Source organism: Ferrimonas sp. YIN67, from assembly GCF_057219095.1.
Window position 1 is genome coordinate 532,560 of the sequence record NZ_JBXVVJ010000001.1, and the last position, 17,355, is coordinate 549,914.

Sequence of the window (17,355 nt, forward strand, 5' to 3'; positions counted from 1 at the left end):
CGCTTCCCGGCCTACTGCCCCAACCTTAAAGCACAATGTACTGTGTCTGTTGATTCCACAGCCCCGGTGGTCACAGATATCACCCTTTCGGGCAGCCCGGCCGCCAACGCTAGCAGTGTAGACTTCGTCGTCACCTTCGATGAAAATGCCAACAACATCAGCACCGACGACTTTGCCTTGACCGCGGCGGGCACGGCTACCGGCACCATCGCCTCGGTCTCCGCCGGTTCGGGCAGCTCGGTCACCGTCACCGTCAACGCCATCAGTGGTACCGGCTCCCTGCGGCTGGATCTAAACAGCAACAGCGGGATCGCCGATGATGCGGGCAACCCCATGACGGCGGGCTTTACCAGTGGCTCCTCCCACACGGTGGACCTGGATCAACCGATAATCACCGCCAACACAGGGTTAACCCTTGATGAGGGGGCTGCGGCCACCATCGGACTTTCTGCCCTGGCCGCAAACGACACAGGGAGTGCCAACACGAGCCTGACTTACACCCTGAGCTCAAGCCTCAGCAACGGTCAACTGGAAAACAGCGATAACCCAGGCAACCCGATCACCAGCTTTACCCAGCAAGATCTGACAGATAACAAGATCCGCTATCTGCACGATGACAGTGAAACCACCAGCGACAGCTTCACCTTCAAAGTCAGTGACGGTAATGGCAATGAGCTGACCGGCCAAACCTTTACCTTCACCATCACTGCCGTGGATGATCAGGCACCCACCCTCAGCGTCAACAACGGCTTAACCCTTGACGAGGGAGGGACGGCCACTATCGGACTCACCGACCTGGCCGCAGACGACGCCGATAGCGACAACAGCACCCTGATCTACACCCTGACCTCAGCCAGCGCCAACGGCCAACTGGAAAACAGCGATAATGCTGGCGTCTCGATCTCAAGCTTTACCCAGCAAGATTTGACGGATGACAAGATCCGCTATCTGCACGACCACAGTGATACCACCAGCGACAGCTTCACCTTCAAAGTCAGCGACGGTAATGGCAATGAGCTGACCGGCCAAACCTTTAACCTCGCCATCAATGCCATCGATGACACCGCCCCAACCGTCACCTCGGTATCGGTTCCAGCCAATGCCAGTTATGGCGTCGGCAACAACCTGGATTTCACCGTCAACCTGGATGAAGCCGTCACCGTCAACATCGGCGGCGGCACACCCCGCCTGGCCCTGACCGTGGGCGGTGACACTCGCTACGCCAGTTATCTCAGCGGCAGTGGCAGCAGCGCCCTGCTGTTCCGCTATACGGTGCAATCCGGCGATAACGATAGTGATGGCATCAATCTGGGCGCCAGCCTCGATGCCAACGGCGGCACCCTGCGCGATGACGCAGGCAATCACCTGACTCCCACACACAACAGCGGGGGCCACCTCAGCGCCGTGCTGGTGGATACCACGGCGCCGATCGCCCCCACCGGGCTGGATCTGGCCACCGGCTCCGACAGCGGCAGCAGCGACAGCGATAACCTCACCAACAACACCACCCCGACCATCGGCGGCAACGGGGAAACCGGTGCCACCGTGACCCTGTTCAGCGATCTCAACAATAACGGAGTCCTCGATGGCGGTGAAGTCAGCGCCACAACCGGCGTCAGTGGCGGCATCTGGAGTGCGGCTCTGCCCACCCTGGCCGAGGGCAACCACAATCTGAAAGCTTTCCAGGCCGATACGGCGGGCAACGTTTCGCCGGTTAGTGCGGCGTTGAGCATAGAGATCGACACCACAGCACCGATCGTAGGCGGTGCCACCCTAGATCAGGACCCAATCAACAGCGGGAATGAGGGGACCGCCAGCTTTACCTTAAGTGGTATCGATCACAGTGCAGGCGATGGCTACACCTACGAAGCCGCTATCTTGGATAGCGGTGGCACCGTGTTGCCATCGAGTGGGGATATAACCGGTGCCAATACACAGATCACTGGAATCAATCTGAGCGGCATGCAGGATGGCTCCCTGACGTTATACGCTACCGTCAGCGATGCCGCTGGGAACAAGTCCGCCCCCGTTACTGATACTGCAACCAAGGATACCACCGCCCCCAGCGGCCACAGCGCGGCACTGGATGAGAATACCTACAATGCCGACAACGCTGGTGCCGCCAGCTTTACCGTCACCGGGGCTGAGCCCAATACCAGCTACAGCTATCAGATCAGCAGCAGTGGCGGCGGCACCCCGATCACCAGCAGTGGTACGCCCTCCCTTGCCGCCAATGGTGAAGTCAGCGGGATCGATCTCAGCAGCCTGCCCGACGGCACCCTGACCCTGTCGGTCATACTGACCGACACCAACGGCAATGCCGCCCCACCTGTGTTCGACACCGCCAACATGGATGCCCTGGCGCCACAGATCAGCACGGTGTCCCTCAATAGCGGCGATCTCAAGGCCGGCGATATTATCACCGCCACGGTTAACTTCGACGATGTCGTTACCCTGTCCGGCAGCAACAGTACCGCCAGCCTGAACATCGGCGGCACTGCCCAGAGTGCCAGCTACGTCAGTGGCAGCGGCAGCAGCAGCCTGATCTATCAATACACAGTGCTTACAGGCGATAACGACGCCGATGGCGTGGCCCTGACCGCCCTGGCACTCAACGGCGATACCGCACGGGATGGCAATGGCAACGATGCGGATCTCAGCTTTACGGCCCTGACCGAAGTGGCCCTGCGGGTGGACACGCAAGCTCCGGCGGCGGTCGCACCAGACCAGGTCCTGAGCCAGACACTCAATGCAGACAGTCTCCCCCTGTCCCAAAGCGGTTATAACGAAGATGGCATTACCATCACGCTGCTGGCCGACGCCAATGGCGATGGGGTTGCCGACAACAGCACTTCACTGGCCAGTGATACCGTCAACGGCGGCAGCTGGTCACTCAGTGCCAGTTTGGCCCAGGACAGCGCCAACTATTTTGTACTGAGAGCACAAGATGCGGCAGGTAACATCGCCGATCAGCCTATTGGAAATTTCTACGAAGATTCCACACCACCAGCAGTTCCCGCGATCACTTATCCGGTGACGGAAGCATTTCAACAAACGACACATGTTCCTTTATCCGGCACCCACTCTGAGGATCAGGTCGCTATCGTACTGTTCGCCGACAGCAACAATGATGGAATTGCCGACAATAATACCCAGCTAGGCACTACCACCGTTTCCGGAGGCTTGTGGCGACTGGATCTGACGCTAACGGAGAACGCTACCTCAGACTATGTCGTCGCCGCACAGGATAGCGCAGGCAATCGCTCCGAAGATGTTGCAGTTGTTAGCCTCACCCACGACGACATAGATCCGACGGCCAGCGTCATCAGCCACCTGACCAATGACACCACGCCCGGTCTGTCCGGCACCCTGACCGATGTCGGGGGTGTGGCCAGCCTGACGGCCATCCTGGAGAACGTTGGCGGCAATCAGTTTGGCCCCTACAACGTGAACATCACGGCGGGCCAGCAAAGTGGCCCCTGGAGCCTCGCCGAGGCCGGTGACACCCTGAGTGAAGGCGTCTACGACATCCACCTGAGCGTGACCGATAGGGCCGGCAACAGCCAGATGCTTAGCAACGCCGGGACGGTGGAAGTGGATACCACGGCGCCCGAGGGCTACGGCGTGGTCATCGATCAGGGCCGTATCGACGGCAGCAATGAGGATGCCCTGAGCTTTACCATCAGCGGCGCTAACCGCGGCGAGATCTACCACTACCGCATCAGCAACGGCAACGGAGAGGTGACCGGCACCAATACCCTTGATGACAACCACAGTGTGACCGGCGTCGACGTCAGCACCTTGAACGAAGGCACGTTAACCCTAAGCCTCACCCTGACGGATGCCGCCAACAACCTCGGCAACCCGGTCACAGCGACCGTCACCAAGATCTACAATCTGGCTCCCGAGATCGCCCAGGGCACCAGTACCAGCGTCACCATGAGCGAAGATGGCGCACCAACGCCCTTTGCCCTGACGCTGGATGCCAGTGATCTGGATGGCAATCCGCTGCAATGGCGGATCAGCAGTGTTGCCAGCCAGGGCAGTGCGGCAGTGACGGGCAACAACACCCAAGCCTCTATCGCCTACAGCCCAGCGGCCGATGTCAGCGGCAGCGACAGCTTCCAGGTCGAAGTGAGTGATGGTGCCCTGACCGACACCATTACCGTCAACGTCACCATCGAGGCGGTCAATGATGCGCCATCGATGACTGCAGCCCAACTGAGCACAGATGAGGACCAGCCGGTCCCTTACCAGCCCGAGGGCAGCGACAAGGAGAGCGATGCCCTGAGCTTCCGCGTCACACAGGCGCCTGAGCACGGCACCCTGGACGACAGCGGATCCCCCTGGATCTACACACCGGATCCGGACTTCAATGGCACGGACTTTTTCACTGTGGTCGCCAGCGACCTCAGTGCCGATTCCCTGGCCGAAACCATCGCCGTGGCCGTCTCGGCGGTCAACGATCCTCCCGTTGCCCAAAGCGATCACCTGACACTGGCGTTTGATCCCTCCGGGACCTACCGCTTGCCGGTGCTGGCCAACGACACGGACGTGGACGGTGATCGGCTCGCCCTGCTCAGCGCCCAGTCCAGTCAGGGCAGCCTCACCCTCGATAACAACGCCATCGTCCTCACCCTGGCCAGCGGCACCACAGGCGCCATGGAGCTTAACTATGTGATCGCCGATCCCGATGGAGAAACCGCCCGCGGTGCGGTGGCACTCAATATCGAAGCCGATCCATCCCAGCTGCCGAGCCTGACGCTTCCCGCCGATCTTCGCGTGCCCGCCAGTGGCCTGTTTACCCGAGTTGAACTGGGCACGGCAACGGCGCTGGACACCGATGGTACGCCGCTGCCGGTCACCCTGCGCGACAAGAAGCCCCTCTATGCTCCGGGTCGTCATCGGGTGTTCTGGGAAACCCAAAGTCAGAGTGGTCTGAGCGCCGTCGACAGCCAGCAGATCGATGTCATGCCGCTGGTGAACTTCCACAAGGATCAGACGGCCACCGAGGGCAATACCGTCACCGTGGGCGTTTCGCTCAATGGCGATGCGCCCGAATATCCCGTCACCATAGGCGTCAGCCTGAGCGGGGATGCGACACAAGGTGAGGACTTCCAGATCACCCCCGACCTGTTAACCCTGGAGAGCGGCCGCACGGCGCACTTCACCGTAACTCTGCTGGAGGACGACCTCGATGAGGGCGAAGAGCAACTGGTACTGACCCTGGATCCCGCCCTCAACGTCGGTGTCCACAATGAACACCGAGTCACCATCACCAGTGACAACCTGCCACCGGCACTGACCCTCTGGACCGAGCAGGAGGGTGAACGGCGCACCCAGTTGAGTCAGCAGGGTGGCCCGGTAACCGTCCAGGCACAAGTACGGGATCCCAACAGCCAGGACAGCATTGCGCTTCGCTGGGACTGGGGCGATCTGACGCTGACCGATCTGGACCTCGCCGATGAGGTGTTCCGCTTCGATCCCGCCGAGTTGGCCAGCGGCAGTTACCCGCTGGAGGTGGTGGCCTCGGACGGCACCCTGGAAACCCAGGCGCGCCTGAGCCTCACCCTGCAAGCTGCCCTGCCCACGCTTGGCGAAGCGGACAGTGATGGCGATCTGATCCCCGACCGCAACGAGGGCCTGGGAGACGACGATCAGGATGGGGTGCCCAACTACCTGGACGCCTACAACGACTGCAACATCCAGCCAGAGCTGGCCGACAGCAGCCGCTTCCTCTCCGAAGGGGAGAGCGGTGTCTGCCTGCTGCTGGGCAACCGGGCCCTGGGAGGTGAACAAAATACCCTGTTGCTGGATAGCGCCGATCCCCTGCCGGAGGATCTCAGCCACCGCTTTGTGGGAGGTGTCGCCGACTTTATCGCCACGGGACTGCCGATCCAGGGCGGCCAATACCGCCTGGTTCTGCCTCAGCAAGCGCCGGTTCCCGCCCAGGCGGTGTATCGCAAATACAGTGAAACCCTGGGCTGGTATGACTTTGTCGAAGACGCGGATAACCAGTTGCATACTACCGCCGGTGAGCCCGGCGTCTGCCCGCCTCCCGGCGATCCGCTGTGGCAGCCGGGGTTGACCGAAGGCCACTGGTGTCTGCAATTGACCATTACCGATGGCGGTCCCAACGATGACGATGGCGTCGCTAACTTCCGGATCAGCGATCCGGGTGGCCTGGCCATCGCCAACAATGGCAACCTGGCACCCGAAGCGTTCGACGACAACCTGGCGCTGATGGCCGCCACCCGTTTGGTGTTTGATCCCCGCAGCAATGACAGGGATCCCGAGCAGGACACCCTTACCCTGCAGCATGTCGCCAGCCGGATCGGCCAGGCCAGCATCGGCAACGATGGCCTGCTTCACTACCTGCCCCCGGTCGACTTCCTCGGCCTGGATGAGGTGGCTTACCAGATCGGTGACGGCCAGGGCAACAGTGCCAGTGCCACCGTCTTTATCGACGTCCAGGCCAACCAGGTGCCCATCGCCGTGGCCGACAGCGCACACACAGATGATCGCACCCCATTGATCGTGGACGTGCTGGCCAATGACACCGACGCCGATAACGATCCCCTGAGTCTGATCGGCGTCAGCGCCGTCCATGGCCAGGTCCGGATCACCCAGGACCACCAGATCCAATACCAGCCACCGGCCGGTTTCCAGGGAGAGGATATCGTGACCTACCAGATCCAGGATCGTCTCGGTGCCCAGGCCCAGGGTACCCTGACCGTGACCGTCGATGCCTATGAAACCATCACCGTCACCCACAAGGGCAGCGGTGGCAGTTTGGGCTCCGGGGCCCTGCTGCTGGCCCTGGCTGCCCTGTTGCGTCGCCGTCGCACGGTCCGGCTGCTGGCCCTTTCCACCATGCTGGTAACCAGCCAGGCCGCCGCCAACTGGGCACTGTCCCTGCAAACCGGCTACAGCCGCACCTCGGATGACACGGCCCGCTATATCGGCCAGTTGAACGGTGTGGGATTTGAAGTGGAACAGGCAAGAGTCCATAACACCGACTGGAGCTGGGGGGCTGGCCTGGGCTATGAGTTCCGCCCCCAGTGGTGGCTACGCCTGGGTTATCAGGATCTGGGGGAGTACAGCCTGAGCTACATCGCAACGGCGCTGGATCCGGCGGCCAGCCAGAAAGCCGGTACAGGGATCGGCCCTCGCTCCACCACAGGGGTCAACCTCGGACTGCACTATCGTTGGCAGTTCAGCCAGCCACTGGCCCTGGAGTTTGGCGGTGGCCCCTGGTTTTGGGACAGCGAAGTCACGAGCCAATCCAACCTCACCAAGGGTATTCACAAGGAGGATGGCACCGACTGGTTCACCGATATTACCCTCTCCTGGCAAGGGGGAGAGCGCTGGTCCCTCGATACCGGGTGGCAGCACTTCTTCCAGGATGGGCGATACAGCGAGGCGATCGACAACCTCTATCTGCGCCTGCAGGTAGGGTTCTAAGGTGAGCGAGCTTAAGCAAACGCTCAGATCGATCATAGGGCGCCTGCAGCGGATCCCGCTGGAGGCACCCGGACTCATCAAGCAGGAGCAGGACGCCTACCTGGAACACCTGTGCGATCACCTGGGGATCGCACTGCGCCCCAGCCTCTTTATCGATCACGGCTACAGCCATACCGAGGCGGGCAAGGCGGTCTCCCCCCAGGTGGCCGCCATGTGCGCCATGGAGTACCGCAGGGTCCAGCAGTTCCAGCAGGGGATCCTGGCCGCGATCCAGGAGAAAGCCTCATCGGGCCAACCGGTAGAGCTGCTCTATGCCGGGACCGGTCCGCTGGGCACCCTGGTCTTGCCCCTGCTGCTGTTGCTCAAACCTGAGCAGGTCCGGGTAACCCTGCTGGATATTCATGCCGAGTCACTGGCGGCTCTGCGCCGACTGCTGACCGATCTGGATCTCTGGCCCTTTGTCGGTGAAGTCGTTCAGGCCGATGCCATCCACTGGCACACCGATCAGCGCTTCGATCTGATCGTCTCGGAAACCATGAAGGCCCTGCTGGAGCAGGAGCCCCAGGTGCGGATCTTCGCCAACCTGGTTCACTGCCTCAAGGCCGACGGCAGCCTGATCCCCCAGGCCATTTCATTGGCCGCCACCGGTTACCATCGAGGCGAAGGAGAGACCAGGCCTGAGGCCACCCCCCTGGGGTCCTTCTACACCCTGGACAGGTCAAGTGCCCAACTCCTGTCACAGGATCTGACCATCGCAGGGCAAATCGACTGGCCTGGCGAGGGGCTGCCGGAGTGCCTCGATCTGCACACCCATATCCAGATCTACCGCGACACTTGGCTCACCGACAACCAGTGCAGCCTGAACCTGATCAAGACTCTCCCCCTGACACAGTGGCAACACCTTGAGCAGATACGTTTTCACTACCAGTGGGGGCAGGAGCCCAGCTTTCGGTTTGAACCCCAAGGAGTACTGAGACATGACACTGCCCTTTGCCCGGCTTGAGCAGGTTGATCCCCAGCCCCTGTTACGCGAGCTGGCACCGGTCCTGAGCCAATGCTGGTACGCCCATGTCAACCAGCGCGACTACCAGGGGCAGTGGGATGCCCTGCCGCTGCGCTGCGCCCAGCCTCACCTCGACGCCCACCCAATCCTTCAGCTGTTTGCCCTGGAGGGACAGAGCCACTGGCACGATCTGCAGGCTCTGCAGCAATGCCCTACCCTGCTTAACCTGCTGGCCCGGATCCCCGCTCAGATAGGCGCCGTTCGCCTGATGCGCCTGGCACCGGGCAGCCACATTCGACGCCACCGGGATCCCGGACTGTCCCTGGAGCAGGGCGAAGCCCGCCTGCACCTCTGCCTTAAGGGCGGCGCCGGGGTTGAATACCGGATCGATGATCAGTCCCTCTCCATGGCCCCCGGCGAGCTGTGGTATTTCAACGCGGATCTGCCCCATGAGGTCCGCCACACAGGCGAGCAGGATCGCATCCAGCTGGTGGTCGACTGCCAGGCCAGCCCGGCATTAAGGGCGCGGATCGAGCAAAGTGCCGCCGCTTCGGCCAGCCACCCCTAGCCCCAGGATCCATTCAGACGTTGTCGTTCCACGGTCATGGCATTAGGATCGCCCCACGCGTGACGACTTTGCCTTTTGGAGCCCTGGATGCTGGACCAGCAAGAATACCTCTCCCAACGTTTTGAACAGCTTGCGCTGTCCGGTGACACCCTGGAGGATCAGCAGTTCGATGACTGCACCTTTGTCGACTGCGACTTCAGCGAGGCACATTTCGATGGCTGCACCTTTATCGACTGCCACTTTATCCGCTGTAACCTCAACCTGGCTAAATTAGGCTACAGCCAGTTTCGCGACGTCGCCTTCGAACAGTGCAAGATGATGGGGCTGGACTGGACCAAGGTGAACTGGCCCAGCTTCCAGTTTTTTGCCCCGGTTCAGTTCGAGCAGTGCATGCTCAGTGAAAGCAGCTTCTATGGACTGAATCTCAAAGAGCTCAAGCTGCTGGAGTGTAAGGCCCACAACGTGGATTTTCAGGAAGGGGATTTTACCGGCGCTGACTTTGGCCACAGTGACTTTACCGGCAGCACCTTCCATAAAACCAACCTCGGCGGCGTCAATTTTGCCGAGGCCACAAACTACGAGATCGATATCTACGCCAATACCATCAAGGGCGCCAAGTTCACCCGTTTCGAAGCGGTCAGCCTGCTGGAGAGCCTGGATATTGAGTTGCTGGATTAACGGTTGAGCATGTCAAACCTGAGCGTGAACGAGCGGTCTTGCCACTCTCTGGCAGGTCGCGGTGGGATGGCGATACCGTTTTCGCCCAGCTGAATAAACGCTTTTATAACGGAGGCATAGGCTAAATTTATGCCTATGCCCGTCAATTTAAGTGCAAAAAAATTATTTATTTTTCTTTTTCCGCTTTTCCCTTTGGTACTGATTGAACTTATCGAAACGTTCCTGACCTACCACAGCACGGACTTCGTCATTGTAAGCCTTGAAGTTCTTTTTATTAACACTTTTTAGCTTGTCACCGGAATATTTTGCTTGGGCATCCTTCTTGGCCAGCGCTAATTCCCTCTTTGCCTGATAGACTCGTTCCTGTTCGTTCTTATTCAGACCAATAACCTTGGTCATCTCACGAGCCTGGGCGCGAAACGCTTTTTCTTCCTTGTCATTAAGCTCCGCGGCTTGAATACCAAAAGATAAACACAAGGCAAGCATGACAAAAATGGATCTGGTTAGCTTTTTCATCAACAACAACTCCTTTTATTACATACGCATCAGTACAGATCGGTAAAGCAAGAATGCCATGCCGATGGGCGGCACCCCCATTAATCATTTAAAGCTCAGTGGTAAAGGTGGCCATTGGCAGGTTTGCACTGTTGTAGATCAGCACATCGCCAGGCATATCTGACCAAGCGTACCTCAGCGCTTTGGCCTGCTTGACGACCGAGCTGCTGGCCTTAAGCATTCCTTTCCCCAGTTCAATCTTGTCAGCCCAGTGCCATCGCCCCTTCTCATCTTGAATGGCAATATGGGGATAGCCATCAACATCGTAATCAACGATCTTTCCAGGCTTTTTCTGTCCCATCCTCAGCCCTTCGGCAACGAAATCAAACTCGACGGTCACAGAAGCCCCCTCCAAGCGATGGGTGCGGTAAAGTGGACCGGAAGGGACTCGATCCAGGCCATAATCCTGTGCAAGAGCCTGTTGAGCCAGGCGGTAACCAACCGTCATCTTGTCGTGCGGGTGAATGTCTTTCGACTCTCCAACGTCCAACGCAGAGCTGATCCCGACCCCGGATAACGCGGTGGCCCGGCGCTGCTGATCACGAATAACAGCAGATGATGCCTGCTCGGACGGCTCTCGACTCACGCTTTTAAAACCTGCCAGCTCAACCTGGTAGAATGAAAACTCCTGTCCCCAGCGTTGACGCCAACTACGGATCATGGTCTGCAAACGCTCGGCATACTGATCACTAAAATGGCGTGTATTCGATTCGCCCTGATACCACAATGCTCCTTTGATCCCATAACCTTCCAGGGGGGCGATCATGCTGTGATAAAGGGTACCCGGGAACTGCTTATTCGACCGAGGCGCCTTTTGTTTTCTGGGTCTTTTCGGCTTCTTCCCCTTTCCCTCGGCCTCGTAGGCTGCCGTCTGTTGTTTCCACCGAGCCAGGGCGTTCTGCTGAGCCTTGTCAGCCGCTTGAGCATCAAAGGAACGCTCCTGCGTCAGCCACTCCTGATAGTAAACCTCCAAAGTCGGGTCGGTGGTAAACGTCTGTGGCGGGATCCAGGCTTCGACACGCGTGCCCCCTACCGCAGCACTGAGCAGGCCCACTGGGACATTGAGTTCACGACGTAATTCACGACCGAAGAAATAAGCTGTCGCACTGATCTGCTCTAGGGTCTCGGGTTGGATCGAGTGCCACTCTGTATCTGCATCATCAAGGGGTTGAAAGGCCGACACGCGATCTTGTGGCAGGGTAAAAACCCTTAACAACGGATCCTTATCCTCTTTAATGATTCGACGCAGATCCTTGACCAAAGGCTGATAGATAGACTCCTTGGCATCTTTCTTGGTTAATGTTCCCAGAGTAAAACGCATATTGGATTGACCACTGCACAGCCAAACCTCACCAACCACGACATCCTGCACTTTCACTCTATGCTCGCCCTGCTGAACCTCGAGAATTCGGCTCTGAGCGCTGACCGCCAGCGCAGGCAAAGTCACTCGCCAATGGCCCTGCTCATCGACAAGCCCCTGCACCTGCCGCCCGGCAAAACGTACTTCGACGCTTTCTCCCGCTTCTCCCCAGCCCCAGATCGGCACATCCTGCCCCTGCTGCAGCACCATGCCATCGGAAAACAGCGAAGCCAGGCGAAGATCGGCGGCCTGAAGGGGAATAGCCAGTAACAGCCAGAAAAGCAGTATGGTCCTAATCATTTCAAACTCTCAGATCAGCAATCAAAAGCCAGAACCAACGTAACGCAACAAGGCGATGCCGATCACCTTTGCGTAGGATTATTTACCTATCTTTAGCAACTAGAACAAAAATGAAACGACACTCATGCAGGCAGGAACAGAACACCCTGTCTTGAGATCCTGAACCAGATATTTAAAGAGCATCAATGACAGCACACAATAATTCGCTCAGCTTTGCCTTGACGAATAGTGACAGCCGTGCAGACAGCCCTCTGTTATCGGGGCTGTCCTAATGGTTCCTCTCACTCAACAGATCCGCGGCAGTTGCTCTCCCACTGGCATCGGCAGCAGGCGCTGGCCGCCAAACAATCCGCTGACCGACACCTGGCCCGCGGGGCCCTCGGTCACCTCGCCGATCAACGCCGCATCGGCACCGCTGGGGTGGGCACGCATGGCGGCCAAGACCGCCTCAGCGTGCGGCGGCGGCACGATGGCGATCAACTTACCCTCGTTGGCCATCAGCAGGGGATCCAGTCCCAGGATCTCGCTCACCCCCCGCACCTCGGGATGCAGCGGAATGGCGGCTTCATCCAGGCGAATGGCCACCCTGGCCGCGTCGGCCATCTCGTTGGCGACGGCGGCGACACCGCCTCGGGTGGCATCGCGCAACGCCCTGATCTGTCCCGCCGCCAGCATCGCTTCCACCAGGGCGTTGAGCGGCTGACAGTCGCTTTGCAGCGTACCGGACAAGGCGAGCTCGCCTCGGGCCTGCAGAATGGCGGCACCGTGATCACCAACGGTGCCGGATACCAGCACCTTGTCACCCGGTTGAATAAAGCGGGCGCCTAATTGGCGGTCGCTTGGCACGACGCCGATCCCGGAGGTGTTGATAAAGAGCTTATCGCAGGCGCCCTTATGCACCACCTTGGTATCGCCGGTGACGATCCGCACCCCGGCTTCCCGCGCCGTTTTCGCCATGGAGGCGACGATCCGCTCCAGTAACGCCAGTTCCAGCCCCTCTTCGATGATAAAGCTGCAGGACAGGTACTTGGGGTGGGCCCCGGCCATGGCGACATCGTTGACCGTACCGCATACCGCCAGCTTGCCGATATCACCACCGGGAAACTCCAGGGGATCCACTACGAAGGAGTCGGTGGCAAAGGCCAGGCGATCCCCTTGTGCGGTGAACTCCGCCAGGGTCAGCTGGGCCTGATCTTCCATCAGTGCCAGCTCGGCGTTATCAAACGCGGCCACAAAGTGTTGCTCGATCAACTGCTGCATGGCGGCCCCGCCACTGCCGTGGGCCAGGGTTATGATCTCAGACATTCCGTTCTTCCTTCCTAATTCGCCGCGCGGTACTGATAGTAGGCGGCACAGGCCCCTTCGCTGGACACCATCAGGGCACCCACCGGGGTTCTAGGCTGGCAGGTGCTGCCAAACAGAGGGCACTGATGGGGTTTCATCTGACCACGCAACACCTGGGCACAGCCACAACCTTCGGGCTCGGCCACACTGGTACGGCCGATCCCAAAGTGGGCTTCGGCATCGTGAGTACGGTACGCCTGGGATAACATCAACCCGGACTCGGGGATCGCCCCCAGCCCGCGCCAATCAGACTCCGGGGCCGGGGTGAACACCTCGGCCATCGCGGCTTGCGCGATGCGGTTCCCCACGGTCGTCACCGCACGGCGGTACTGGTTCTCCACCCGGGCTTCCCCGTCGGCAATTTGCCGGACCACCATGGCCAGCGCCTGAAGCAGATCCAAGGGTTCAAAACCGGCGATCACCAGGGGTTTGCCATACTCTTCGGCAATAAAATCGTACACCGCTTCGCCGGTGATCATGGAGACATGACCCGGGCCGACAAAGCCATCGATGCGAATGCCGGGATCGTCCAGGATCGCCCGCAATGGCGGCCCAATGGTGATGTGGTGGCACAGTACGAAGAAGTTGCTCACCCCCTCCATCGCCGCCTGCTTCAGAGTCAGGGCCGTGGCCGGTGCCGTGGTCTCAAAGCCCAGGGCGAAAAACACCACCGGCTGTTGCGGGTTCTCCCGGGCCAGGGCCAGGGCATCCAGCGGTGAGTAGACCACCCGCACATCGGCACCGCGACTCCGGGCATCCTGCAGGCTGCCCTTGTCACCGGGTACCCGCAGGGCATCGCCATAGGAGCACAGGATCACCCCATTGTCTTCGGCCAGGGTGATGGCATCGTCGATGCGGCCACGGGGCAGCACGCACACGGGACAGCCCGGGCCATGGACAAACTCGATGTCATCCGGCAGCAGCTGACCCAGGGCGAACTTGAAGATGGCGTGGGTATGGCCGCCGCACACCTCCATGATCTGCAACGGCTTGCGCTGGGCCGGTACCCGCTCCAGGCACTGCTCGATCTGCGCCAGGGCCGCCTGTACGGCCACGGGATCACGAAACTCGTCGACAAACTTCATCCGCTTACCTCCCCATTTCCGACCGGCGTCGACAGATCCGCCAGTTCATGCTCCAGGCCGCCGATCTCCTCCAGCGCCGCCAGGGTGGCTTGGGCTTCCTCCTCGGACAGGATCCCCAGGGCGAACCCCACGTGGATCACCGCCCACTGCCCCACCAGAGTCTGAGGGTCGCCATCGGGCCAGATGCAGGCGGCGTTGGCACTGCGACTGACGCCATTGACCGCCACGGTGACACTGTGCCGTGCCACATCATCGATGGATTGAATTTGTGCAGGGATCCCTAGGCACATACCGGCACCTTCTTGGCCACCCAGGCCAACCACTCCTCCATGCCTTCACCGCTCTTGGCGGACACCTGGATCACTTCGATGTCGGGATTGACCGCACGGGCATTGGCGATGCAGGCCTCGACGTCGAACTCCAGGTGTGGCAGCAGGTCGCTCTTGTTGAGCAGCATCACCTCGGAGGCGGCAAACATATCGGGGTACTTCAGTGGCTTGTCTTCGCCCTCGGTCACCGAGAGGATCGCCACCTTGGCCGTTTCGCCCAGATCGAAGCCCGCCGGGCACACCAGATTGCCGACATTCTCGATAAACAAAATGCCCGCTTCTTCCAGATCGAGTTGGTCGGCGGCCCGACCCACCATGGCCGCATCCAGGTGACAGCCCTTGCCGGTATTCACCTGCACCGCCTGAACGCCGGTGGCGCGAATGCGCTCGGCGTCGTTGGCCGTCTGTTGATCTCCTTCGATCACCGCCACCGAGTAATCTTCTTTCAACTCGTCAACGGACGCCGTCAGCAGGGTGGTCTTGCCCGACCCCGGGCTGGAGACCAGATTAAGGACCAGCAGACATTCGTTGGCAAAGCGGGTGCGATTGATGTCCGCCAAGGCGTTGTTGGCCCCCAGAATATCCTGCTCCACCTGGACCATCTTGCGCTGGCTCATCCCCGGCGCATGGGCATGGGCCGGGCCATGGCCATAGTCCAGCTCACCCGCGTACTCGACGGGCTCGAACTCATCGGGCTCGAACATGGGTTCAAAGCCGAGATCCCGCAACTCCTGGGCCGACTCGTTCCCGGCATGTCCGTGCTGATGGGGATCTGCATGCCCCGCCACCAGCCGCTCGGCCTCAGCCATACTGGCGACATGGAAGTGGTAGTGGTGGTGCACATCGCCCTGATGAGAGTACTTGTGCAGGGTCTTGTGGATCACCTTGGTTTTACCCTGTCCGGATGGGGCCGGCTCGTGATGATGGTGATGGCCATGATCATCTTGATGGCCGTGGTGGTGATGACCATGCTCATGGTCGTGATGATGAGTGTGTTCGCCCTCGATGGACACATTCCCTTCGGCGCAGCCGCATACAGTACACATGGTTATTCAACCTCCAAAGACGTCACTCTCATGGTATCGCCGCCACACACGTGCAACCGATATCCGCCACAATGGGGACAGGGTACGCCACGCCGTGACAACGGCACCTCCTTGTCGCAGCCGAAGCAGTGTGCCCGGCCCGCCACATGTTCGATTTCAATGCTTGCCCCGTCCGCCACTGTGTTAAGAAACACGGCCTCCAGGGCAAACTCCAGGGCATCGATCTCCACCCCCGCCAGCTCGCCAATGGCCAGCTGGACACTCTTCACACAACCAAAGGGCTCGGCCCGGCGCTGTTGTTCGACGATGGCGAGGATCCCCTCTGCCAGAGACATCTCATGCATCGGTGCCCTCCTGCCATTCGATGGCGACCTCGAGACATGGGGCCACGCCCAACACCAACAACTCAATGGCCAACTCCGCCTGTTGACGACTGGAGAACTGGGATTGGCCGACGGTCAGTCGCAAGCTTTTCAACAAAGAAGGGCTGGGAATGGTGATCCGGTAATCATTGGCTCGGCCCTCTTGCCAGTCGCACTTATGTTCAAGCTGACCTCGGGCCGCCAGAACCCGGCCCGGGGCATCCAGCAGGGACTGGCGCCGGGGATGGGCAAAGCCGTGCAGGGCCTGGGTCATCTCTCCGCGCAGCGCCTCGAACCGGCCGAGCAGGGTCGCATCCCCCATCAGGCAGCGAGCGGTCGGACCTGTCTCCAATGCCTGGATCTGCGCTTCATGGGTCGGGCACAAATCGTCGAGTCCCTGTTGTTCGAGGGCCTGGATCAGAGGGTGATAGATGGACTGGCAGAAGGTATTGAGGGCCGGGGCCAGGTCCAGGCCAGAGAGGGGGGAAGTGTCATGGCCCGGCTGCCAGAGTTTGGGATCCTGCATCCTGGCAACGCGTTCCAGATTTTGCTGCCACAGGGCCAGGGCCTGCATCAGTTCGGGGCGTTTACCCAATACCAGCAGGGCGGCGCGAAACAGCTGCCAACCGTGCTCACGGAGCCACTCGAGCCAGACGGCTTGATCCCGGGCAGCCAGGGTATTCCCGCCGGGGCACAGCTCCAGGGCGCGCTCCTGCAGATCGACCCCGGCCCGAAGCTGGGCCTTACCACAAAGGCGGTAGAGCAACGCCAGCCGTTGCCGGATCTGCTCCGGCGTGCGGCCGTTCAGTGACCCGGCCACATCCGGTAGGAAACAGTGCCAATTGCGCTCAATGACGCGTCCATCTTGCCAAGCCAAACAGAGCTTAGCGGCTGCCATCGTCATGCCGTCTCGCTCCTTATCCTTGTGATCTGCGCCGGTCGGATCCGGGGCAGGGATCTCTGTTACCCGGTTCATTCTAGGGGGCAATCAGCATGGCGTTGTGTGACATTCGTCACTGTTACAACTCTTTTTTTGGCGATCATTTTCACATTTCCTTCTCCCATCCATGCTCGAGAGCGGCTGAGTCAGGCTCAGGGACGAAGAGTTTTGCCAAGGGGACCGATGGGAGGCGGTTGGCATCACCGAACTTTGCTGTTGGTCGGCACGGGGCATTCGCTTGGACCGGCCCCGGAGCATGAGGCCAATCGGCCCACTCCCCTTTGACAGAAGGTCCAGGACGGGAGTATGGCCCTGGTTGGG

The 17,355-nt window shown here is 60.2% G+C and carries 12 protein-coding genes; 4 read left to right on the plus strand and 8 right to left on the minus strand.

The genetic code is table 11. The features are described 5' to 3' along the window. Nucleotides 1–42 precede the first annotated feature (42 nt). The 4 genes from AC2D8U_RS02025 to AC2D8U_RS02040 all read left to right on the plus strand — a co-directional run bounded on the left by AC2D8U_RS02025 (nt 43) and on the right by AC2D8U_RS02040 (nt 9,713). Nucleotides 43–7,464: an Ig-like domain-containing protein gene (locus tag AC2D8U_RS02025; protein WP_484617366.1), complete on the plus strand. Its 7,422-nt coding sequence runs from the start codon at nt 43–45 to the stop codon at nt 7,462–7,464. A gap of 1 nt (nt 7,465) precedes the next feature. Further along, nucleotides 7,466–8,467, plus strand: coding sequence for a methyltransferase domain-containing protein (locus AC2D8U_RS02030; protein WP_484617367.1), 1,002 nt, complete (start codon nt 7,466–7,468; stop codon nt 8,465–8,467). Further along, a complete protein-coding gene (locus tag AC2D8U_RS02035; RefSeq protein WP_484617368.1) occupies nt 8,442–9,035 on the plus strand; it encodes an aspartyl/asparaginyl beta-hydroxylase domain-containing protein in 594 nt (197 codons plus the stop codon). The genes AC2D8U_RS02030 and AC2D8U_RS02035 overlap by 26 nt, the downstream gene beginning before the upstream one ends. 87 nt (nt 9,036–9,122) lie before the next feature. After that, nucleotides 9,123–9,713: a pentapeptide repeat-containing protein gene (locus tag AC2D8U_RS02040; RefSeq protein WP_484617369.1), complete on the plus strand. Its 591-nt coding sequence runs from the start codon at nt 9,123–9,125 to the stop codon at nt 9,711–9,713. 162 nt (nt 9,714–9,875) lie between these two features. On the opposite strand, the gene AC2D8U_RS02045 is transcribed toward AC2D8U_RS02040, so the two are convergent. From AC2D8U_RS02045 to AC2D8U_RS02080, 8 genes are all read right to left on the minus strand, one after another. Then, entirely contained in the window at nt 9,876–10,229 is a 354-nt protein-coding gene (locus AC2D8U_RS02045) for a hypothetical protein (protein WP_484617370.1), read from the minus strand. Nucleotides 10,230–10,317: 88 nt separating this feature from the next. Beyond that, nucleotides 10,318–11,928: a sialate O-acetylesterase gene (locus AC2D8U_RS02050; RefSeq protein WP_484617371.1), complete on the minus strand. Its 1,611-nt coding sequence runs from the start codon at nt 11,926–11,928 to the stop codon at nt 10,318–10,320. Between the two features lie 285 nt (nt 11,929–12,213). Continuing rightward, nucleotides 12,214–13,233, minus strand: coding sequence for a hydrogenase expression/formation protein HypE (gene hypE / locus AC2D8U_RS02055; RefSeq protein ID WP_484617372.1), 1,020 nt, complete (start codon nt 13,231–13,233; stop codon nt 12,214–12,216). A 14-nt stretch (nt 13,234–13,247) separates the two neighbouring features. Continuing rightward, nucleotides 13,248–14,357, minus strand: a complete 1,110-nt coding sequence (gene hypD, locus AC2D8U_RS02060) for a hydrogenase formation protein HypD (protein WP_484617373.1) — start codon at nt 14,355–14,357, stop codon at nt 13,248–13,250. After that, nucleotides 14,354–14,647: a HypC/HybG/HupF family hydrogenase formation chaperone gene (locus tag AC2D8U_RS02065; RefSeq protein ID WP_484617374.1), complete on the minus strand. Its 294-nt coding sequence runs from the start codon at nt 14,645–14,647 to the stop codon at nt 14,354–14,356. Before AC2D8U_RS02065 ends, hypD begins: the two co-directional genes overlap by 4 nt. Continuing rightward, the gene (gene hypB, locus AC2D8U_RS02070) at nt 14,638–15,732 is read right to left on the minus strand and encodes a hydrogenase nickel incorporation protein HypB (RefSeq protein ID WP_484617375.1); all 1,095 of its coding nucleotides are present in this window, start codon (nt 15,730–15,732) and stop codon (nt 14,638–14,640) included. The genes AC2D8U_RS02065 and hypB overlap by 10 nt, the downstream gene beginning before the upstream one ends. Before the next feature lie 2 nt (nt 15,733–15,734). Continuing rightward, complete coding sequence (locus AC2D8U_RS02075; RefSeq protein WP_484617376.1) at nt 15,735–16,076, minus strand: hydrogenase maturation nickel metallochaperone HypA/HybF; 342 nt, start codon at nt 16,074–16,076, stop codon at nt 15,735–15,737. Then, nucleotides 16,069–17,070 (minus strand): hypothetical protein, encoded by a 1,002-nt coding sequence (locus AC2D8U_RS02080; protein ID WP_484617377.1) that lies wholly within the window; start codon nt 17,068–17,070, stop codon nt 16,069–16,071. Before AC2D8U_RS02080 ends, AC2D8U_RS02075 begins: the two co-directional genes overlap by 8 nt. Between the last annotated feature and the right edge of the window lie 285 nt (nt 17,071–17,355).